At 40.7% G+C, this 22,136-nt stretch carries 18 protein-coding genes; 8 read left to right on the plus strand and 10 right to left on the minus strand.

The annotated features are described in order from the left end of the window. Nucleotides 1-79 precede the first annotated feature (79 nt). From R7O12_RS12840 to R7O12_RS12850, 3 genes are all read right to left on the minus strand, one after another. Nucleotides 80-814, minus strand: a complete 735-nt coding sequence (locus R7O12_RS12840) for an amino acid ABC transporter ATP-binding protein (RefSeq protein ID WP_005377326.1) — start codon at nucleotides 812-814, stop codon at nucleotides 80-82. Between the two features lie 14 nt (nucleotides 815-828). Further along, nucleotides 829-1,776: an amino acid ABC transporter permease gene (locus R7O12_RS12845; RefSeq protein WP_005377325.1), complete on the minus strand. Its 948-nt coding sequence runs from the start codon at nucleotides 1,774-1,776 to the stop codon at nucleotides 829-831. A gap of 135 nt (nucleotides 1,777-1,911) precedes the next feature. Next, nucleotides 1,912-2,700 (minus strand): transporter substrate-binding domain-containing protein, encoded by a 789-nt coding sequence (locus tag R7O12_RS12850; protein WP_005377324.1) that lies wholly within the window; start codon nucleotides 2,698-2,700, stop codon nucleotides 1,912-1,914. Nucleotides 2,701-3,161: 461 nt separating this feature from the next. On the opposite strand from R7O12_RS12850, the gene R7O12_RS12855 reads away from it, so the two are divergent. Continuing rightward, complete coding sequence (locus R7O12_RS12855) at nucleotides 3,162-3,506, plus strand: DUF3316 domain-containing protein (RefSeq protein WP_005377323.1); 345 nt, start codon at nucleotides 3,162-3,164, stop codon at nucleotides 3,504-3,506. 612 nt (nucleotides 3,507-4,118) lie between these two features. Here R7O12_RS12855 and R7O12_RS12860 read toward each other — a convergent pair. Further along, nucleotides 4,119-5,093 carry a porin gene (locus R7O12_RS12860; protein ID WP_053304411.1) on the minus strand — a complete coding sequence of 325 codons (975 nt, stop codon included), beginning with the start codon at nucleotides 5,091-5,093 and terminating at the stop codon, nucleotides 4,119-4,121. Nucleotides 5,094-5,233: 140 nt separating this feature from the next. Next, nucleotides 5,234-6,157: a LysR family transcriptional regulator gene (locus R7O12_RS12865; protein ID WP_005377321.1), complete on the minus strand. Its 924-nt coding sequence runs from the start codon at nucleotides 6,155-6,157 to the stop codon at nucleotides 5,234-5,236. Nucleotides 6,158-6,536: 379 nt separating this feature from the next. Here R7O12_RS12865 and R7O12_RS12870 point away from each other — a divergent pair, with 379 nt between their 5' ends. The 3 genes from R7O12_RS12870 (at nucleotide 6,537) to R7O12_RS12880 (ending at nucleotide 11,934) form a co-directional block, all read left to right on the plus strand. Further along, a complete protein-coding gene (locus R7O12_RS12870) occupies nucleotides 6,537-7,706 on the plus strand; it encodes an efflux RND transporter periplasmic adaptor subunit (RefSeq protein ID WP_262644462.1) in 1,170 nt (389 codons plus the stop codon). Between the two features lie 12 nt (nucleotides 7,707-7,718). Then, nucleotides 7,719-10,859 (plus strand): multidrug efflux RND transporter permease subunit, encoded by a 3,141-nt coding sequence (locus R7O12_RS12875; RefSeq protein WP_318125902.1) that lies wholly within the window; start codon nucleotides 7,719-7,721, stop codon nucleotides 10,857-10,859. A gap of 145 nt (nucleotides 10,860-11,004) precedes the next feature. Then, on the plus strand, nucleotides 11,005-11,934 hold the full coding sequence (locus R7O12_RS12880; RefSeq protein WP_085570003.1) for a LysR family transcriptional regulator: 930 nt from the start codon (nucleotides 11,005-11,007) through the stop codon (nucleotides 11,932-11,934). 1,220 nt (nucleotides 11,935-13,154) lie between these two features. On the opposite strand, the gene R7O12_RS12885 is transcribed toward R7O12_RS12880, so the two are convergent. Next, a complete protein-coding gene (locus tag R7O12_RS12885; protein ID WP_085570001.1) occupies nucleotides 13,155-14,054 on the minus strand; it encodes a LysR family transcriptional regulator in 900 nt (299 codons plus the stop codon). A gap of 112 nt (nucleotides 14,055-14,166) precedes the next feature. On the opposite strand from R7O12_RS12885, the gene eamB reads away from it, so the two are divergent. From eamB to queC, 3 genes are all read left to right on the plus strand, one after another. Beyond that, nucleotides 14,167-14,751 (plus strand): cysteine/O-acetylserine transporter, encoded by a 585-nt coding sequence (gene eamB, locus R7O12_RS12890; RefSeq protein ID WP_005388201.1) that lies wholly within the window; start codon nucleotides 14,167-14,169, stop codon nucleotides 14,749-14,751. Nucleotides 14,752-15,058: 307 nt separating this feature from the next. Next, nucleotides 15,059-15,397 (plus strand): helix-turn-helix domain-containing protein, encoded by a 339-nt coding sequence (locus R7O12_RS12895; RefSeq protein WP_005388200.1) that lies wholly within the window; start codon nucleotides 15,059-15,061, stop codon nucleotides 15,395-15,397. 67 nt (nucleotides 15,398-15,464) lie between these two features. Beyond that, nucleotides 15,465-16,121: a 7-cyano-7-deazaguanine synthase QueC gene (gene queC, locus R7O12_RS12900; RefSeq protein WP_005377298.1), complete on the plus strand. Its 657-nt coding sequence runs from the start codon at nucleotides 15,465-15,467 to the stop codon at nucleotides 16,119-16,121. A gap of 310 nt (nucleotides 16,122-16,431) precedes the next feature. Here the strand turns inward: queC and queE are convergent, their stop codons facing one another. Further along, nucleotides 16,432-17,082: a 7-carboxy-7-deazaguanine synthase QueE gene (gene queE / locus R7O12_RS12905; protein WP_053307054.1), complete on the minus strand. Its 651-nt coding sequence runs from the start codon at nucleotides 17,080-17,082 to the stop codon at nucleotides 16,432-16,434. A gap of 216 nt (nucleotides 17,083-17,298) precedes the next feature. On the opposite strand from queE, the gene R7O12_RS12910 reads away from it, so the two are divergent. Next, a complete protein-coding gene (locus tag R7O12_RS12910; RefSeq protein ID WP_017821691.1) occupies nucleotides 17,299-18,108 on the plus strand; it encodes a Cof-type HAD-IIB family hydrolase in 810 nt (269 codons plus the stop codon). A gap of 160 nt (nucleotides 18,109-18,268) precedes the next feature. On the opposite strand, the gene R7O12_RS12915 is transcribed toward R7O12_RS12910, so the two are convergent. The 3 genes from R7O12_RS12915 to R7O12_RS12925 all read right to left on the minus strand — a co-directional run bounded on the left by R7O12_RS12915 (nucleotide 18,269) and on the right by R7O12_RS12925 (nucleotide 22,101). Further along, nucleotides 18,269-19,714: a bifunctional NUDIX hydrolase/phosphatase PAP2 family protein gene (locus tag R7O12_RS12915; RefSeq protein WP_053307038.1), complete on the minus strand. Its 1,446-nt coding sequence runs from the start codon at nucleotides 19,712-19,714 to the stop codon at nucleotides 18,269-18,271. Nucleotides 19,715-20,098: 384 nt separating this feature from the next. Next, a complete protein-coding gene (locus R7O12_RS12920; RefSeq protein WP_085570000.1) occupies nucleotides 20,099-21,430 on the minus strand; it encodes a trypsin-like serine protease in 1,332 nt (443 codons plus the stop codon). Nucleotides 21,431-21,621: 191 nt separating this feature from the next. Then, entirely contained in the window at nucleotides 21,622-22,101 is a 480-nt protein-coding gene (locus tag R7O12_RS12925; RefSeq protein ID WP_054579507.1) for a GNAT family N-acetyltransferase, read from the minus strand. Nucleotides 22,102-22,136 lie beyond the last annotated feature (35 nt).

The raw sequence follows: 22,136 nt of genomic DNA on the forward strand, positions 1-22,136 counted from the left end.
CTCGGCGAGGCGGGCGTTACGAGCCACAATAGTGCATGAAGTGATTGAGGGACTAACCCTCAATCAAATTTTCTTTTTATTATAAGACCTTAGATAAAAACTTCTGTAATCTAGGATTGGAGGGGTTATCAAAAAATCGCTCAGGAGAGTCAGAAACCAAAAGCTCACCATCTTCCATAAACAACACCCTATCAGCGACCTCTTTTGCGAAACCCATTTCATGAGTAACCACGACCATGGTCATTCCGTCCTTGGCCAAATCTTTCATCACATCAAGAACTTCTCCAACCATTTCAGGGTCTAGTGCTGATGTGGGTTCATCAAACAACATAATGTTGGGCTTCATTGCTAACGCACGAGCGATTGCAACGCGCTGCTGCTGTCCACCCGATAAATGATTAGGATAATTATCCATTCTCTCCGACAGACCGACTTTATAAAGCAAATCTTTTGCTTCTTTCTTCACCGATTCAGGGTCACGTTTAGAAACCTTTAAAGGTGCTAACATGACGTTCTCTATCGCCGTTTTATGTGGAAAAAGGTTGAAGCCTTGAAATACCATGCCCACATCAGCGCGTAGTTTATTGATATCCGTGGATTTGTGGTACATATCGATACCATCTACGATTATAGACCCACTATTTATTGTCTCTAATTGATTGATCGTCCGTAAGAATGTTGACTTACCAGAACCTGACGGTCCTACGATTACAATCACTTCCCCTTTTTCTACATTTACCGATACGTCCTTGAGCGCATGGCAGCCATTAGGGTAAATTTTATTAATTGTTTTTGCTGAAATAATGTATTCCATTAATGACTCCACCATTAATCACTTGCTGCCAATTTCTTTTCTAACGTTTGTATTGCCCAAGATAAGGTACTAGTTAGAAGCAAATAAAGGGCCGCAACGGTAAACCAAACTTCAAATGGGGCAAAACTACCACTTACGACTTCCCTGCCCGCTTTTGTCAGATCAGTAATCGAAATCACGGAGACAAGTGAGGAATCTTTTATCAGGTTGATAAACTGCCCGGCTAAGGGAGGTAATGTCTGCTTAAACGCTTGAGGTAAAATGACATAAATCATCGCTTTGGGATAATTCATTCCTAGTGAACGCGCCGCTTCCATTTGTCCTCTTGGGATTGACTGGATTCCTGACCGCACAATTTCTGCGACATAAGCGGCGGTAAACACGGAGAGCGCTATCACTCCCGCAGTAAAACGCTCAAGGTCAAGCACAGTACCAATAAAGAAGTAAACGATAAAAATCTGTACTAAAAGAGGCGTTCCACGAATGACCTCGACATACACAAGCGCCAGCTTTTTTAATGCCGGATTGCTGGATATACGCATTAGTCCGACAACTAAGCCCAACGCTAGAGCAATGATAAGTGACCAGAGCGAGATTTTAATGGTCGTCACAACACCATCTAAAATTGGGCCAGAGCGCCACTCTTTTATAGTTGCTAAGGTATCTCCTTCAAAAATAAGATCACCTTCATAGACGTCCACAGACTTATATTGGCTTAGTTCAAGAACAATATCACCATGAATACTCTCCAGAGCCAGTTGGTTATTCTCGTCGAGAATGATGTTCCCATCGACAGGCGCGGTAATGGATGAAGCAGCGTTAGTGGCAATATAAGGAAGGACACGCTCCCAATTCCAGCTGTAATCGATTCGCTTACCTGACAGATAGACAAGACCGCAAATTGATAGCAAAACAAGAACAAAAACAGCGTTCCACAATAGGGATTTAAAGTTATTTTGCATGTGATTCCGAGAATGACTTTGATTAAAGTTGGTTGGGTATTTGAATAAAGAAAAGCGTTAGCTTCACAGCGCGAACCGTTTGGTTGGCGATGAACCAAGCCAGAAGCTAGCCGCTCCTCTACAATAACAATATGATTACTTAACTTGCTTTAACCATTTATCGTCGTTAAACCACTTATCGTAAATGCGATCGTAAGTTCCATCGCCCTTAATTTGACGTAAATAGTTGTTTAAGAAGTTAAGCGTATCTGGATTTCCTTGCGGCACAGCCCAACCCAAAGGCTCGTAAGTAAACGGTTTAGCCAAGTGCATTAACTGCCCTTTGTTTTCCGCCACATAAATAGAGTTGTAAGGAAAGTCATAAACAAACGCATCTACCTTTCCGTTGGCAACCTCAAGTACCGCTTCAGACTGAGTTTCGTATAGATTTATCTTAGCTTTCGGAAGGTATCGTTTTACCGCTTGCTCACCCGTTGTCCCAAGCTTAGTTGCAACAACATATTCTGGACTATTGAGATCTCGGTAACTAGACACTTTACCTTCATGTTTGAGATCTACGAGAATGGATTGGCCAATAACCACATAGGGATCAGCGAAATTCACCTGAGTATTTCGCATAGGTGTGATCGTCATCCCGCCCATAATCATGTGACACTTACCAGTCAACAGTGTTGGGATAATGCCATCCCATGAAGTGTTTACCGGCACAAACTTAACATCCATGGCACGCGCCATTTGTTTACCCAAATCGATATCAAACCCGATGTACTGCCCATTTTTTGCTGTCATTTCAAAAGGCATATACCCAGAATCAAAGCAGACTTTTAGCTCCCCTGTACTTTTGATGTCGTCTAAAATTGGGTCTGCATTAACCGTCGTCGAAACAGCTAACCCCAGTGCAGCAAAACACAATAACTTTTTCATGGATATTCCTTTATCATTTGTTGTAAAGTTTTTTTATACACGACAAAAGAATAAAAAACCACAAACAATGACTTTTTAATCACTAGAATTTGTAGGATCGTTACTAAGCTGGAAGATTTGAATGAAAATCTATACCAAGCCATTGCAATTGAATTGCATGCATTAAGTGATTAAGTTGTAGGCAGGTCACTATAACGACAAGAAACATAAGCTTTGACTGAATAGTCAGCGTTTCCGAGAGTGGTTTAATTATTAACGAAACCATACAGATATTCGCTTTTTCACATTGACCGTAATGTCAAAAGTGCTTGAGTTTTATTGTTGACAATTCTTCCATAGTCAATGGTCACAAATGTGATGTACAGCACATTTCTATAGTGGCACTATCACCTTTGTCGAGAGATATTAACAAGGATTCGTTGGACATCTTGACTTTGTAATACAAATAAAAAGGTGACTATATGAAAAAACTAATGACGCTCTCATCACTATTATTATTCAGTTTATCTGCTACTGCTGGCATTCATGTCGAACACTCTACAAACAAAGTTGTTCTCAATGACTTTACGACAAAAGATGCCGCTTATAGCTCTGCGTTTGATCTTGTCGATGAATACCAAACGCTATCAAAACATGAACTTAGAAATCGTCTAAACATCATTGGAAGCGGTTTCCCTCGTGATATTGCAATCGATGATAGTAAGGTGAGAGTTGAAGAGTACGCACTTAACCGTGATGAAGTTAAATATCGTGCAATCATAAACTTCGATTATCACTTCAGAACAAGTGACGGCGGTAAAAACTAAAAAATCATCTGCACCTTTACTTTCTTAGAGCCCTTCCTATTTTAAGAAAGTAAAGGTGTCTAATCACATTGAAACGACTGCTTTTCATAAATCGCTCTCTCCTTACATAAACAGTATCAATCCCTACCTCTATCGTTTACATAAAAATCATTTTTCCAATCTTCATTGAGATACATTTCGTCGTTTGGCGCTTTATCATTCACTTGGTTCGCCATATGGATTCCACATCACTTAAATGAAAAAGACCCTTGAAATTGAGTTTAATTTTCTATGAAGATTAACTAAATCTAAGATCGACAATTGTCGTTACATTTTTCTCGTTTATAGCAATATATAAAACTACTCTTTTCGTTTTAATTAACCATAAAGCGTGAAAATAAAAAAAAGGCAACAAGACACTTCTTGTTGCCAAAGAAAAAATACATCATTCAAAAAATATGAAAATGAAAACTAGCAGTGGACTAGCTAACAAAACCATTATATTCAAAACACTTAAACAAGTAACGATCAATATAATCCATTATATATGGATGAAAATCAGCACTTATGAAGTTACACCGATAAATAAAAAAGCCTGAAAATAGTTTCAGGCTTTTTAGCTTTATTAATTTTTTAGAATGAATATCTCGCAGCTATTGCAAGAATATCGTCTTCATTGTCTACATCTGTAATTCTGTATTCTGCTAGTGCTTTAAAATTAGAAGTCAAATCGTACTCTGCACCTAGTGAGTAGTAATCGACGACATCTTCATCATCACGCTCTAGATTGTTATAGCCAACTAGTGCCCAAAGCTTATCTGTTACTTCATAAGTGGCAACTGCTTCAATACCGGTGTAATCAATATTACTTTCAGAACCATCTTTAGCCCAGTTTTCACCATCACTGTATAAAACAGAGGCATAAAACTTGTCGTATTCAAATGCAATAGCACCCGTTAGCAGCTCTGCATCTTCTGCACCCGATTGCCCTTCACCTTCGTTGTAACCAAGCGCAACTTTGAAGCCATATGGCAACTTGTAGTCCGCCGCCGCACCATAAGAGGCTGCATCTGTTGACACTTCATCGTTTTCAGCCTGATAGCTAACATGAATATTCAAACCTTCATAGCTTGTCGTTAGCTTAAATACTGAATCGGAGCGACCGGTACCATATAGATCCGCACTTACGCCAGCAGCTTCATTACCAAACTCCGGGAAAATATCCGTGTAATCAGATACTAAAGTGACCGCACCGTATTGACGTCCATAACTTACTGTTCCGTAATCTGCACCAACTCCTACATAGCCTTTTCGGATATCAAATTCATCATCTTCAATCCCATCAGCATCTCTGCGATTAGACTTAAATTCCAACTCATATAAGCCGAATGCATAAAGATCTTCATTTATTTTAGACTCACCTGAAAGTCCTACACGAATGTAGCTATTATCTCCGTCAGCATTTTTATCATCAGAGAAATAATACATCCCTTGCGCTCGGCCATGAATATTTAATACTGATTCTTGATCTTCATAAACTATGGCTGAATTTGCAGCACTTGCAGAGAAAAGTGCAGCGATTGCGATCGACGTTCTTGTCATTTTCATTTAATTACCACTACTTGTGTTGTTTGAATCGAGTGAAATTATGAACAGTGGCAATTATTTTTAAAGTGCAAATTCAACCATATTCTATGGATAAATATAAACAAGCCCTCAATCTAAAACATTATGTCCTAGTACTCATATTAGTTGAGATAATCCATCCAAACAGGAGGCGTCCCTATTATTTTTTGAACAGTATCAATGAACAGTTTGGCTAATGGTTGTTGATTTCGGTGAGTATACATTGCATATATTTCTCCTATTGCGGGAAGATTATAATCAGGAAGCAACTGTACAAGATCTTGTTTACTCAAACTCTCCTGAAGAAAGAACTGCCCTATTAAAGCATACCCTAGATCAGATTTTACGGCATCGAGCATTAACTCAGTTTCATTCACGAAGTACTGCCCGTTGATATTATACGTTCTAACGTCGCTTGATGACTGGCTTGGCGCTATACGTAGCTTATCCGCCTTAAAGTTAGCATTAGAGTATATTACTGCTGGCATTTTTATAAGCTCTTCTGGAGAGCTCGGAGTTCCATACTTGTCAATAAAACTCTTTGATGCAACCAGTGCCATATTATTGCTTGCCAACTTACGTACTATCATGTTGGACTCTCGGATTGGTCCGATACGAAACACAACGTCAAAACCTTCGTGGATAACATCGACTCGATTATCATCGAGCAGCAGCTCTACAGTAATGTTTGGGTACTGTTTTATAAACTCTTTAACTGCCTGATTTAAGTATGCTCTGCCAAAGAAAGTGGAGCTTGATATTTTCAAGTTACCCTTCGGTTCATCCTGAAATGTAGCAGCAATACTACGAGTTTCGGTTAGAACCTCTCTTACTTTCTTGGCTTGCGCCACCATCTCAACACCTGCATTGGTCAGGGATAGCGAACGCGTGGAACGGTTTAACAGCCGTAAGCCCAATTCATCCTCTAGCTTTTTGATCTGTTTTGACAAAGCTGAACGATCTATATGATTTCTGTCAGCAGCTTTAGCAAAAGTTCCGTATTCAGAGACATCCAGTAGTAATTCAAGTTGGCTTGCGAGATCCACTGCACAATTCCTTATTTAGTTTTTATTCTTTATGTGATGGGAAATGGATTTTACAAAATTAATTTCAATTTTTTATGGTTCAAATTGCATCAGTGAATTGCAAATAATGCACGAATTAAAAACGCTTTAATTTTCGTCGCTATCTTTAGCTTCTGTTTAGTTATTCCTATCTATTATGGCTTATTACATTTAACAATACTCCACGTCTTTAAAACCCTAAACTGACCTTTTTCAAACCAAAAAAATGAGCATTTTGACCAATATTTAATCGTGCATTTTTATCACTACTCTATGTTCGCTGAGGGCCTATTTACCCATAGGTACAATGAATACAATGCCGTTCCTTTTAGTATGAACAGAATCATTTAGGGCGCGACAAATGTTAAAGAAAGTTTTCGGCATTGGCCTTTTATCCGTTTTAGCTGCTTGTGCAGACGAAGAGATAACCAAACAACCTAATACTCCCTTACCTACGATAGACGTCTCCAAAGTCATCTATGAGCCCGTTCAATCGTGGTTCACCTTTACAACAAGGCTTCAAGCCCCAGAGAAAGTTTCTTTAATGCCACGCGTTTCCGGAGTTATTGAAACGGTAGAGTTCAAAGACGGACAGAGTGTCAACAAAGGCGACTTACTCGTCACTCTTGATGATCGAACCTTCAAAGCTCAGGTCTCACGACTTGAAGCGCAAGTTAAGAGTGCTCGAGCTGCGCTAGAGCAAGCAGCAAACGAACAAAAAAGAGCCGCTCAACTTGTTAAGCGAAAGGCCATCTCAGCGGAACAAGCAGAGGCCCGAGATACCGCAGTAAAACAACGCTCTGCAGAACTAATGGCCTTGCGTGCTCAGTTAGAATCCGCAAAGTTAGATCTTGAGTTTACGAAGATATATGCCCCTATTAGCGGCACTATTTCAAGAGCATTCATTACTAAAGGAAACAATGTAAACGCAAATCAAAGCGTTATATCAAACATTGTCTCTAACGATCAGGTATATGCATACTTTGATGTCGATGAGCGAACTTGGAACCGTTACTTCTCGACAATCAATGCCGACTCTAACTTACCTACTCGTCTTGAACTATCTGGACAAAATGGGCAGGAGTTTTTTGGACGCGTTGACTTTGTCGACAACTCCATCAACGAAAACACCGGTACTTTGCAGGTTCGAGCGGTATTCGATGCAACAAAATCAAACTTAAAAGTGGGATCGTTTGGCCGAGTTCAGATATCAACAACCAAACCAGTTGAACGAGTTCTCGTTCCAGAGCGTTCTATTGGCACAGATCTAGAAAACCGCTTTGTATTAACACTCAATGAAGAGAATACGTTGCAATACAGCATCGTAACCTTAGGCGAACGTTACGGAACATTTCGTGCTATCGAGAATGGCTTGAACGCCGACTCAATTATTGCGGTAAATGGCCCAGCAAAAGTTGGCCCAAATAGCAAAGTCACACCAAAAAATGTCACGCTAGATATTAGCAATACTTCATTGATTATGGCTTCAAACTCAACATCGTTGCCAAACAAACGTTCAGCTCAAGACTAAGAAGACAACCGAATGAAATTTGCACACTTTTTTATTCAAAGACCCATATTTGCCTCTATGTTATCGCTATTGATATTAATAGTAGGCGCAATTTCACTTTTGCAGTTGCCTGTGAGTGAATATCCAGAGGTTGTCCCTCCTACAGTAGTAGTTACAGCAAACTATCCTGGTGCGAACCCAAAAGTAATCGCAGAAACAGTTGCTACGCCTCTGGAGCAAGAAATTAATGGTACAGAAAACATGTTATATATGTTTTCACAGGCAACCAGTGACGGCAGAATGACATTGACCGTAACCTTTGCTTTAGGTACGGACTTGGACAAAGCTCAGGTTCAAATTCAAAATCGCGTCACTACAGCTTTGCCCCGATTACCAGAAGCCGTCCAACGGTTAGGAGTTGTTGCCGAAAAAGCCTCTCCTGAACTCACCATGGTTGTGCATATATATTCTCCAGATTCTAGCCGTGAAGTCAGTTATTTAGCTAACTACGCTAATTTAAACTTGAAAGATGAGATAGCTCGGCTCGGAGGCGTTGGTGATGTGCGCCTTTTCGGTGGTGACGAGTACTCAATGCGCTTGTGGTTAAATCCAGATGAGCTCGCTTCTAGAAATCTAACCGTAATGGACGTTGTCTCCGCCGTCCGATCTCAAAACCAACAGGTGGCAGCAGGCTCATTAGGTGCGCAACCAGCCGCTAATGAAAACCAATTCCAAGTTTTGTTGAACGTAAAAGGCCGCTTGGAGAATATTGATGAATTCAACGACATTGTCGTAAAAGTTGACGAAACAGGGGCTTTGACACGTCTTAAAGACGTTGCACGCGTAGAGCTAGGTCAAAACTCTTATGCACTGCGCGCCTTGTTAAATGGTAAACCAGCGGTGGCGATGCCCGTATTCCAACGCCCTGGTGCTAATGCTATTGAGCTATCTAATCAGGTTCGTTCAACCATGGACCGTTTACAAGCAGCCTTTCCAGCTGGAGTTTCATATGAAATAGCCTACGACCCGACCGTCTTTGTTCGTGGTTCGATAGACGCGGTGGTTCATACTCTGCTAGAGGCAATTGTACTTGTTGTTGTCGTAGTTATTCTGTTTTTGCAAACATGGCGCGCGTCTATCATCCCTATCATTGCGGTGCCTGTTTCATTAATCGGTACGTTCGCTGTAATGCAAATGCTCGGAGTATCGATTAACACACTTTCGTTGTTTGGACTTGTTCTCGCCATAGGCATCGTCGTCGATGACGCCATTGTCGTCGTCGAAAACGTGGAACGGAACATCCATAATGGTCTTGCACCACTAGAAGCAACGAAACAAGCAATGACCGAAGTTACCGGGCCAATTATTGCAATTGCATTAGTGTTATGTGCGGTGTTTATCCCGACAACCTTTATTACAGGGTTATCCGGTCAGTTTTATAAGCAGTTCGCACTAACAATTACGATCTCGACGATTATTTCAGCAATTAACTCGTTGACGTTATCGCCTGCTTTATCAGCACTGCTATTACAAGATAAGAACGCAAAACCCGATCGGCTAACCAAACTCTTGGATGCGGTTTTTGGTAAGTATGTTTTTGCGCCATTCAATAGAATTTTTGAGTATAGCTCGAACCAATATCAAGCTCTGGTCAAGAAGCTGATTCGCTTTAGCCTTGTTGTTGTGGTGGTATACATTGCGTTACTCGGGGGAACGGTTTCTCTATTCAAAGCTGTTCCTGGAGGATTCATTCCTCAACAAGATAAGCAGTATTTAGTTGCGATCGCCCAACTTCCAGATGCAGCAAGTTTAGATCGAACAGAGTCCGTTATTAAAGAAATGGAAAACCTCGCGCTGGCAACACCTGGCGTAGCACAAACCATTTCTTTCCCAGGCTTATCGGTCAATGGTTTTACTAACAGTCCGAATAGTGGCATCGTTTTTGTTACGCTTGAGGACTTCGATAAACGAAATGATCCAACTCTCGGAGCAAATGCGATTGTTGCATCTTTGAATAAGAGCTTTTCAATCATTGATGAAGCCTTCGTTGCGATTTTTCCACCACCACCAATCCAAGGACTTGGCTCTACTGGCGGCTTTAAACTTCAAATCGAAGACCGTGCGAACAAGGGGTTTGATGAGCTCTTCAAGCAATTGAACTTGGTAATAAGTGAGGCATCAACAAGACCCGAGCTGATGGGATTATATTCCACATTTCGTATACAAGTGCCGCAGATGGACATCCAAATAGATCGTGAACAAGCGATGCTGCAAGGTGTTCCTCTAGAGCAGGTTTTTGATGCGCTTCAAGTTTATTTAGGATCATTATACGTCAATGACTTCAATATGTTTGGTAGAACATACAAAGTGAATGCCCAGGCAGACATGAACTATCGTCTCGAACCTGACCAAATACTTAACTACAAAGTAAGAAATGCTGCCGGACAAATGGTTCCTCTCGGCGCTGTACTGGAGATCATACCTACGATTGGGCCTGACCGCGTGATGCACTATAACGGCTACCCTAGTGCAGAACTAAACGGCAGTCCTGCTTTTGGTTACAGCTCTGACCAAGCCCAAACGGCTATTGAGGAAGTACTGGATCAAAACCTAGCAGAGGGAATGGTTTATGAATGGACTGATGTAACCTACCAGCAGATTTTGGCTGGTAACACGATGGTGTATATATTCCCACTTGTTGTTTTGTTAGTTTTCATGGTGCTAGCTTCGCAGTACGAGAGTTTAAAACTGCCATTCGCTATCATTTTGATCGTTCCTATGACCATTTTTTCTGCACTAGCAGGTGTTTGGTTCATTGGTGGTGACAACAATATATTCACACAAATTGCTTTGATTGTCCTTGTGGCTCTAGCGTGTAAAAATGCCATCTTGATGGTGGAGTTCGCTAAAGAACTTAAAGACAATGGCCAAGATACCTTATCAGCGATTTTGGAAGCATGTCGTTTACGTCTTCGACCGATTCTAATGACATCAATTGCATTTACCGCTGGTGTTATTCCATTAATGATTGGTACAGGGGCCGGAGCGGAAATGCGACAAGCAATGGGTATTGCCGTATTCTCGGGTATGGTAGGCGTAACGGTATTTGGATTACTACTCACACCTGTTTTTTACATGTTAGTGAGTCGAAACAAAAAACGTCAAACACTATAACCATAATATAAATACTCATTTAAATTCATACTAAAGGGAGCTATTGCTCCCTTTTCTTTTGGTTATTAAGTATATTAATAATTTCTAGACAGAGCAGCAGTTATACATGAAACTAATACGCTAATATCTAACTTGGATAAACATTGTGGATTTAGCAAATAAACTACACCTGCTTTTAGAAGTCTCTAAAGCTGGATCTTTTGCAAAAGCAGCAGATGGGATGAATATCGACCGCTCTGTTTTATCTAAACACATCAAGCAGTTAGAAGAGCACTTAGGCGTTAGGCTATTAAACAGAACAACTCGCGCTCTTTCATTAACGCAAGTCGGCAAGCAAATAGTTGAAAAAGCAGACCAAATATCTCAACTCCTTGATGATACTCAACAAATAGCGGAGAACTTTCAGACTGAGCCTTCAGGGAAAGTACGAATTTCAAGCTCAACATTATTTGGAAAACTCTATCTACAACCTTCGATAGAGAAGTTTTTACATAAGTACCCAAAAGCAAGTGTTGAACTAATGCTAGATGATCTTCATGTAGACGTGATTAGAAGTAATTTTGATATTGCTTTTCGAATCGGACCTATGAGGGATTCATCAATGGTAGCAAGAAAATTAGCAAAAAATACGACTGCAATCATTGCTTCTCGAAATTTAATTGAAAAACATGGTAACCCAGAAACGCCTGATGAGTTAGTTAAGCTACCTTTTATTATTTATTCAAATGGTAATTTTATTGTCGATAAACTTAAATTCTACGACAAAGCAAAATCAGATGGTTTAGATACATACCCAATATCAGGGTCATACATGGTAAATGAAGCTGAGCTAATAATTGAAAGCGTAAAGTCAGGTCTGGGCGCTGCACTTATAGGTCAATTTATGCTTCCTAACAACCTAGAGTCTTCTAATTTAGTTCAACTTTTACCAGAATATGAAACTCAAGATTTTGGTGATATTTATGCCATGTACTCACACCGTCAGCAATCACCATTGGTTAGGGCATTCATTGATATCGTTCAAGAAGAAGTTGGCATACCACCAATATGGGAAAAGCATTTCAATAAAAGCTAGTTGATTCTATTTAATCAAAATTAACAGAAAATCAAATAAAATCAACAATTTAAAACAGAAATGTTTAAGATCCATCGAAGTTTAATGTTAGGTGAATTAAGTTCCATTCTAAATGGCGCTTAATTCACTAAATATAAAAAATTCTTGATTTATAATACTAACAAATCCATCACCTATACAAGTTACGATGTATATTAAAGAAAAACACACCTCGGTCACTAGTTTGTTAGTATATAAAATATCTTATCTTATTTTTTTGGTTATTTATACGTTAGCAACGATTTATTTTAGCGTAAAAATGGACAAAAGCACATCGGAGAACTCTCTTATAGAAATGACTCAAATAGCATTTGTGCTTTTTTCATCGTTAATGTGTTTGTATAAATCTAAGGAGTATCTTGAACTCAAACACATATTAGTAATAATGTCTTCATTTTTTATGGTTATATTCGTTAGAGAAATGGACTACCACATAGAGCAGTATTTCTCTCACGGTTCATGGAAGTACCCTGCTTGGATTATAATAGTCTCGGTCTGTTATTTTTGTTTTAATAACATAGTTAACATAAAAAATGAGGTCAAACTTTTCATTTCTCATTCTAGCTTCACGACATTAACGATTGGCTTTTTCATTGTTTTCTTATTCTCACGCTTTGCAGGGTATGGTGATTTTTGGGTCGAGTTTATGGGGAACTCATACAATAGAGACGTGAAAAACTTGGTCGAAGAAAGCTTAGAGTTACTAGGTTACGCGATACTTTTAAACGGTGTTTTACTTATTAAAGTAGAAAACCACTAAGTATAAATAAAAGTTCATAGCTTGTAGTTCAAGCTTTGAACTTTTTTGGCTAAAAAAAAGCAGCAAATTATATTTGCTGCAAATGATGAAAAAACAATATGCGTAAGTTAACTTCCTAGCAATGGATGCGTTAACGAGTTAATAATAACGAACCGTAACAATTAAGTCTCGTTGAAAATAATCCATAAAGAATGGCATTTATTACACTGTTAATTATGTAATCTAATCTAGTTATCACACGCCGTCGTTTTTATATCTTATCTCTTTCCGTCAATAAATAGCTCTTCACATCAGATCCCATTTATCATCCCACAACAGTCGGATTCAAAACAAAGTAATAAAAATCAATAAATTAGAAGTAGCCACTTAAAAAATAAAAAGGAGTAAAAACGAAACTATATCAGATAGAACATATTAAAGATCACCGACTCTGAGTAGAAAGCCGTTCATACTCGTTACGCATACAATCAATAAAGACTTCCATCGCCGGCGTCACACACTTCCCAGCATGATAAGCGCAGAGTGGCTTGATCATCTGTGAAAATTCGGTGAACTCAAGCTCTTGTAAACTGCCCTCTTGCAACTCTTTTTCAACCGTAAAACGAGGTAAGTAAGAGATACCAATATTACTCTCAACGCAATTTTTGATCGTATTAATACTGCTAAGTTCGATCATGTTGTCGATGCTAATATCACGCTCTTGAATAATGCTCTCAAACATCTGTCGAAAAAGGCACTTAGGGCCATTGCTTATAAACCCTAAATCAATATGTTGCTCTCTCTTCTTTAAATCTAGCCCTTTTAAAAGCGGTGAAGCAACTAATACCAGTGGCTCGTGCTCAAACTCGTGCACCTTGAGCGTATCGTCATTACCTACTCGATAAAACACACCTAAATCAGCTTTATCCGCTATCAACTCATCTCGAATCTGATAGCAATTTTGTGATTGCAGAGAGAGTCGAACATTGGGCGCTCTGATCCTGAACTCTTTTAAAACATTAGCCATCTTATAAGCAAGTTGAGTCTCAGCAACCAGCACTTTCAATTCACCGGTCGGCTCCGAGTTTTCTTGCTGTGCTGTTCCCTCAATATTTTCCATCACTCGCGCCAGTTCATAGACGTAAGGCAGTATCTTTTCTCCTGCTTGAGTCAAAACCATCTTACGCCCTATTTTTTCGAACAGCTGCAAAGACAGATCTTGTTCCAACTGCTTGATTTGAAAGGTGACGGTTGATTGCGTGCAATAAAGCTTCTGTGACGCTTTTAGAAACGATCCTTCTTCAACAATAGCTTTAAAAGTAAGAAAGCGTTTTAGATTCATGACTAGACTCCACAACCAACAGTTCAATAAATTAAAAGTCTAAGTTTTAATTTATTCAATTTTTTAATCAATTGTAGCGAAGTATAGTGCAGTAAAAACAGGAGAGATAGAGATGACCGCCATCTACACCGCATTTTTTACTTACGTAATCATTACTTCAATTACACCAGGGCCAAACAACATTTTATCGCTCAGCATCGCGACGCAATATGGACTAAAACGCTCAACAAAAGTGATTTCGGGGATGTTTTGTGGTTATGTTGTTTTGATGCTACTTTGTGGCGCTTTCACGTATAACATGATCAGCCTCTTGCCCGTGATTACACCTTGGCTAACATGGATTGGAGCAGCTTATATTGTTTGGTTGGCTTGGGGGCTTGCTACGAGTGAGATCAAAACTTCATCGGATAATTCTAAAGGTATCAGTTTCTTAACAGGTTTCGGTTTGCAGTTCGTTAATGTGAAAATCATTCTTTATGGAATTACCTCTATTTCTACGTTCGTACTGCCCCACACTCAGAATATCTACTGGATCTTAGCGACTAGCCTCATTCTTGCTTTGATCGCACTTCTTAGCAACGTAGTTTGGGCCGTTGCAGGAAAGCTACTTCAATCGCAATTCCAGAGATATGGCAAAGTCATCAATATGAGCTTAGCAGCAGCTCTGATCTATTGTGCGACACAGTTATTTACTTAAGTATATAGTTGATCATCAAGAACAATATTGCTCTTCAACTTAGACGACTACGTTTATGGGAAGAGCAAATTCTGCTCTACAAATCGCTGCGGTTTCTCGTGCCTTACTCGCTCCTCCCACTGCTTCATACGGCAGTTTTTGAAGAAGTAGATTCAACGTCACTTAATCAACCTAAAGATACGAAATCTTGTTTAGCTATACATACACGGCCTTGGCGACCTCGGCAATAACTAAGCATTACTTAGTATACACAAATCAGAAAAACTAAGATAATCTTAGTCATCCAAGTCCTTCGTATGAACATTAAGTGTTGTTTAATAATCCACTCCCAGCCCGCCTTAAGCATGCGCGTAAACAAGCGAATCTGTCCCAAAAAGCACTGGGCATCCGTATCGGCATGGATGATAGTTCTGCAAGTGCAAGGATGAATCAATACGAAAGGGAGCGCCATACTCCCGACGTAAAAACGCTCAAACTTATCGCAGATGAGCTAAACGTGCCTCTAAACTATTTTTTTTGTGAAGATGAAATCACCGCTGAACTTGCTGTGAATCTCCACAAGCTGTCAAATGATGACAAGCAAAGAGTGCTTGAGAGCACAGCCCAGCTGATTGCGGACGCAATCGCCACGAAGTCGAGTACGTAATTGGGATTAAACGCCTAAGAATACGTATCAATACCAAAGAATCAAAGAGCATAACTAAGGGTTCAACATGGCTACAACAAAAGCACTTGTGGTTTTTTCCGGTGGGCAGGACTCTACGACCTGCTTAATCGATGCATTAAATACATATGATGAAGTTCATGCTATAACGTTTGATTATGGCCAGCGTCATTCAGATGAAATAGATATCGCTATCGAATTAGGTAAGCAACTTAACATCAAAAGCCACAAAGTCCTGGATGTAAAATCAATTAATGAGTTAGCGATAAGCTCGCTGACAAGAGACAACATTCCGGTATCTAATGACTTAAGCGACGCTAACGTACCCAATACATTCGTTCCAGGGAGAAACATTCTCTTTCTTACTTACGCATGTATCCATGCTTACCAGCTTGGCATTCAAGACATCATTACGGGAGTCTGCGAAACAGACTTTAGTGGTTACCCTGACTGCCGAGACAACTTTATTCGCTCTCTAAATCTCTCTTGCAATTTAGGTATGGATAAAGCCTTCAACATTAAGACTCCTTTAATGTGGCTTACTAAAGCCGAGACCTGGGCTCTAGCTGATAAGCACAATATGTTGGAGTTTGTCCAAAACAATACTTTAACATGTTACAACGGAATTGTTGGTAAAGGCTGTGGTGAATGCCCAGCGTGCCTACTGCGACAAAGCGGCTTAGAAGAATACTTAGCGAGCAAATAGTCTTTGTTAGCGGTAATAGCGCTGGGATAAAACCTTTTGCGTTAGCTTCTAAACGTTTTATCTCAGCGTGAAACTCCAGCCAACAGAGCTTCATTTTGATGCCGCCAGATTGGTGGCATCAATTAAATGCGAAACGATTGTCGAACCAAAGATAGCACCACACCACAGCAGCCAACACTGCTTAGCTTTTACAACGCTATAAATTGTTTAGATACATCGACAATGATTCCATAGCAAAGCTACCAACTGCATTACTCGCGAAACCGGGATTAGATAGAAAAGCCACTTCGAATGATGACGAGCCTCTCGTCTAAGCAATACTCAAATATTTATGAGTTTGAACAGACAAACGCCAATTGCGGGCAATACACGTATCAATACACAATTGCGTAGCACGAAGCTTCTGGCTAATTGGTTGTAGTGCAATGATAGTCTCAGCCGCTACGTTCGCATTTGCTAAAAGCTCATCAAGGTGGTCGATGTCTTTCTGGGTGCCGACTGGATGCTTAATCTCATTTGCCCGCTCTAACGCGCTATTAAGCACTGGTAATTTACCTTTCATTGCTACTTTTGGTGACACTGTCACCCACGTATTTTCTGAAGTAATCACTTCTGATGTGCCACTGGTTTCAATTTGGCATTGGCACCCCATATCTTCAAACGCCTTTGTTAAAGGGCGCAGATCATAAATACAAGGCTCTCCACCAGTAATCACGATATGCTTAGCATTAAAGCCTTGCTGTTGATATTGCTCTACGATGTTCTCGGCAGATGCAACACACCACGTCGGAGAGTCTTCCGTTTTCACCAGAATATCGCCTATTTGACGTTGATCATTCTCATCTGCATACCACGTTTGTTTGGTATCGCACCATGAGCAACCAACCGGACACTCTTGAAGCCGAACAAAAACAGCAGGGACTCCAGTGAAAACCCCTTCCCCTTGGATGGTTTCAAACATCTCATTTAGCTTATACAACGCAGAACTCACTCAACTCATAACATTTCGAGGCGAAGACCATAATGGACACGCGTGTCTAGGTCAATTTAAACCAAAAATTAATTGTTAAAATAGACCATTTTGTAGTTTCATAGCGTAATGAATATAGGTTTCTGGTTAACGTTAAACCAAGCCTTATTCACTGACAGCTCCCAAAAAACTTTAAGGTAAGAAATGATGTATAAACTGATCGCACTAGATATGGATGGCACGCTACTCAATAGTGATAAAGCCATTTCTGAAGAAAACAAACAAGCGATCGCAAAAGCTCGAGAAGCAGGCGTTACTGTCGTTCTCGCTTCTGGTCGCCCATTAGAAGGAATGCAAGACAAGCTCGACGAACTGAATATCCATTCCGATCGAGATTTTGTTCTTTACTACAACGGTTCGATGGTCAAGAACGTAGGCACAAACGACATCATCCACCAGCAAATCATAGATGGTAAAGCTGCAAAATTGGTGGCGCGAAAAGCCGAAGAGCTAGGTGCGTACGTCCATGCTTTTAGTCAAGTTCATGGTTTAATCACCAACGAGCACAACCCTTACACCGATATTGAAGCAAAGATAAATGGCTTAAATGTCACTGAGATGAACTTCGAATCACTAGAAGACGATCATCCAATCATCAAAGCTATGATGGTTGCAGAGCCAAGCAAACTAACAGAAGTTATAGCAGCACTGCCAGCTGAAATGCGCGAAGCGTTTACGGTTGTTCAAAGCGCTCCGTTTTTCCTTGAGTTTCTTAACCCTGCGAGCAACAAAGGTATTGGTGTTGCCGCAATTGCCGAGTATCTGGGAATTAAACCGGAAGAAGTTATCTGTATGGGTGACGCAGAAAATGACCACCACATGCTGAAATACGCTGGCCTTGGTATCGCGATGGCAAATGCAATGGAAGAAACCAAGCAAATCGCTGACTACATTACGGCAAGTAATGATGAGCACGGTGTCGCTAAAGCTATAGAAAAGTTCGTGCTCAATGCATAGCCCTTTCCGCCATGTCTGTTGCGTTAAGCTTCTTACGTTTAACATCCCTAGCCGTCCAAGATAGGCAAGCGGCGTTGTTCGTGGACTAAACGTGTAAAAGCCTTGCTGTAATGCAAGGCTTTGTTTTTACTTAAATACTAATAGATAACAAATACAGCCATCAATCTAGCAACGTTTTGCTCGGTTGGTTTTCACAAGTCAGCTTCCTTGCAAGCAGCATAAATAACAACATTAATAATGGATAATGTAACGTCGACAAGACTAATGACCACAAACCGCTAAACGATACGATATTAGCCGAGTACAAATAGAGTTGATCAACAAGCAACAATGCCAGCGTCACAAAGATCATCTGCCGAGTATCTAAATGTGCTTTCGACTCTTTAAATGTCATGACCAACGCTGATGCAGTGATTAAAATTGCTAGCCAGCGACCAAACACAGGTAATGGCCAGATGACGGAGATGACCGATGTTGCCGCAGTCATAATGAACCAGACGCCTTTTGAGCTTAGAACTTGATCAACGTTCACATCTTGATTTGTCTCCAGTCGAAGAACATGCCAAGCCACTAAGCTGCCTAACAGCGCGCCAAATAACATATCTAAAATAAAGGCACTGCCGAGGAAAAACTTACCTAACACCACAGTAAGAGTGATGAACACGAAGACTGCCGTTGTTCCATTCAAACCAAAATACTGGGTTCTATGAAACAAGAACGTCAGCACACAAAACCACACAGCGATAGGCAAGCTAGGAAAACTAAAGCCAAAGCTGTGCGTTAACTCCATCATTGGTATATAGACATGTGGGCGCGGTAGCGAAAAGCCTTGTTGAGCGACAAGCACCATAAGCGACGTTGCACTAATTGCGAAAAAGAGTCGGTACACAAACCGGCTACCAAAGCGCATCATGGCAAAAGGAAATAGAAAGAGTAGTACCGTTGGCTCTGTCAGATCTATAACCAGTTTCGAGAGCTGACTAGCTACCTCGTAACTCGTTTCTGACAACGCCCCTACCCAACTCTGTAAATCTATCAGCCACGCCAATTCAACCTGACGAAATGAAGGCGCGGATTCGATCAACTGAGTCACATAAGATACTGATTGCTTGGTAGCTTGATCAAAAAACTGAGTGGCTTGTGGCCATTGCTCAGGATAACGATATAAAGATGATGGTAATTCAGATGGGCTAAGCAACATCGCTGACGCAACTTCTACTCCATAATGAGGGGCAAACCAAATAGGCAGTTCATTTCCACCTAAAGAATTATTCATAGAAAAAGCGATAATGTCAGAGTCTGATATACAGTCGTAAAAAACCGCAGTGTCCGTTCTGCCAAGCTCCTCTCCAACCGTAACCACTATACCGGTTTCTTCCCACGTTTCTCGTTGAGCAGCAACTTGTGGAGACTCACCATCAATAATGGTTCCGCCAGGTAGAGAAATCTTATCCGTTAATACTTCATGAACCAGCACTAACTTGTCATCAGCGCGAACAATACAGAGCGCTCCTTTAACTTCGCTCGCAGTGGCTTTAGCCGTAGAGATCGGTGAAACAGGTAACAAAATAAAACAAAGGATGAGTAATAACAGCTGTCTCAACACAAAATATGACCTTAAATAAACATAATGATAACCAATGAATCATGGCAGTTAATCTTATCTTTTTCGACAAAAATTAAGTAACGAGTTATGCCAAACTGAGTTGATCGCGTAAAACCTGATCTCAACGCTCACTGGAGAATAATTTAATGCAAACCTGACAAAAATCAGACAAAACATAAAATGTTGATCGCAATTCTGCCAGTTATATAAAGATAACGTCAGGAAAAGTCATACACATTTTGTGGGTTCTCATAGTTGACACAATAAAAAAGGGCTTATTATTCGCAAACAATAAACCCCAGTTATGATAACTATGTACTGATCGTTGAAACCAAGAATGAATCTTATCTCATGGTCAACGAATCAAATTCGCTGGCTCGATCGTTAGTTAGACGTGCAATTCTCATCGCCTACTTTTTGCCAAACACCCCAAGGCCCTGAGTCTGCTGGGTTATCACCTTGAGTCCACCACTGCGCTTGCCAAACTTTACCATTCCAAGTGACCGTATCTCCTTTGAGATACACTAAGCTGGCTTGCCATACAGTTGTACAGCTATCTGTGGGAGGCGTTGTCACCGTTTTCGCTTGAGCAGATACTAACGCTTGGTATTGTGTGCTGGTCTTATCAACGTTGAAGTTCAAAGCCACTCTTGCTTCTCCGCTCTGAGTAGCACCAAATTCAACATCAACACGACAACTTACATTCATTGCTAACGTCGCCTGAGAGCACTGATCATTGGCAATAACAGCTGCATCAGTAACACCCGAAGCAAACGCGCGAACATTTTCTACAGTGAACGTGGTGTTCCCTGAATTCTGGATAACAAAGCTATGTTGCTGTAACTCCCCAACATTAAATGATGCCAGTGTCTGTTCGGTGGTGTATCCAACAGAAACATTTTCTTTTGGTGGTGTTGCTGTTCCGATAACACCATCGACAAAATTGCGCATAGCAGCGATATCGCTATAAACCCCATACATACCAGGACGAGCACAACCTATTCCCCAACTGACCACACCAAGTTGAGTAATTACACCACTGCGATTAATAACGATTGGACCACCACTATCTCCCTGACAAGAATCTATCCCACCTTGAGGAATACCCGCACAGAATGACACTTCTCCAACCGTTGTGTAGTTGCCACCGGCTTGACGGCAAGTCATATCCGACACAAGTGGGACGTCAACCTCTTGCAATCGAGACGGAGAGCTTCCTCCTTCAGAAGTTCGCCCTAAGCCAGCAACACTAAGCCAATCTCCGATGCTCGCGTATTGCGTTAGACTGCCATTCGCAATCTCAACTGAAGAAACACCTTGAGGCACAGAGTCGAGCTTCAATACCGCGAGGTCATGAGAAAGCGTCGCGCGGCGATATGCCGGGTGCATATGGATCTCACTGACGTTTGCACGAACACCGTCACTACCGTTATAAACAACGCCACCGATTTTAACCGCTATCTGATTCGGAGAATCACCCTCAACACAATGCGCAGCAGTCAGGACGTAACCATTCCCGATATAACTGGCCCCACAATATGATCGGTTACCATAACGACTAACAATTTGGGTGTAGAATTTCCAGTCACGTGGGTCGGCAGTTACTCCGCCTACGATCTGGGGTTGGATAGTATGATTTTGCGTCCGTGACAAATCATCAGCACTTGCGAACATTGGCAAAACGGCTAAAGCAAGTAACGATTTTATTAGTTTCAAAATATTGTCCTCTTGTTTTTGTAAGCACGATCCTCGTGCTACTAATAAACAAGCAGACAAAAACGCCGATACCAATGTGGGTGCATATCAATTTGTTAACATTGCGAGCAACTTATAGAGAAAAGTCTATTGACGAACTGAATGATTTCAATTCGATAGAACCTAAATCACAATATTAAAGTTAAATACGATTATTCGTTCAGCGGTTTTCTTAAATAGTGGATATGATGTGCAAATCCTTGTTTTTCATACAAAGATATTGCGCCCTGGTTAAAATGCCATACTTCAACAAACATCTGTTTTGCACCGTAATCAGAGAACGTTGACTCAATTTTATTAATCAATGCCTGCGCCGTACCTTGTTTTCGATATTCAGGCAGCACATAGAGCTCATCCACACTTCCCATCATAACTGGCTGGCTGACGGTAGAAATAAGTTCACAGAAGTGACCAGAGATAAAGCCAATAATTTCATCTCCTTGTTTTGCTGCGTAAACAAGGCACTCAGGGTCATCAATATATCGAGCAATGCTTTTTTCTTGTTCTATCTCCTCTGCCGTTTTGAAAAGCTCAGGAGATTGAAGATGATGCTCATCATGAAGCTCGAACATAAGATCGTTGAGCAACTCTAGGTCGCTAAAACACGCAGGTTTAATCGCAAACGTGGTCATACAAAGGGTCACTAAAAATGGAATGGCTGTAGTTT

It is taken from the genome of Vibrio sp. Vb1574, assembly GCF_033338675.1.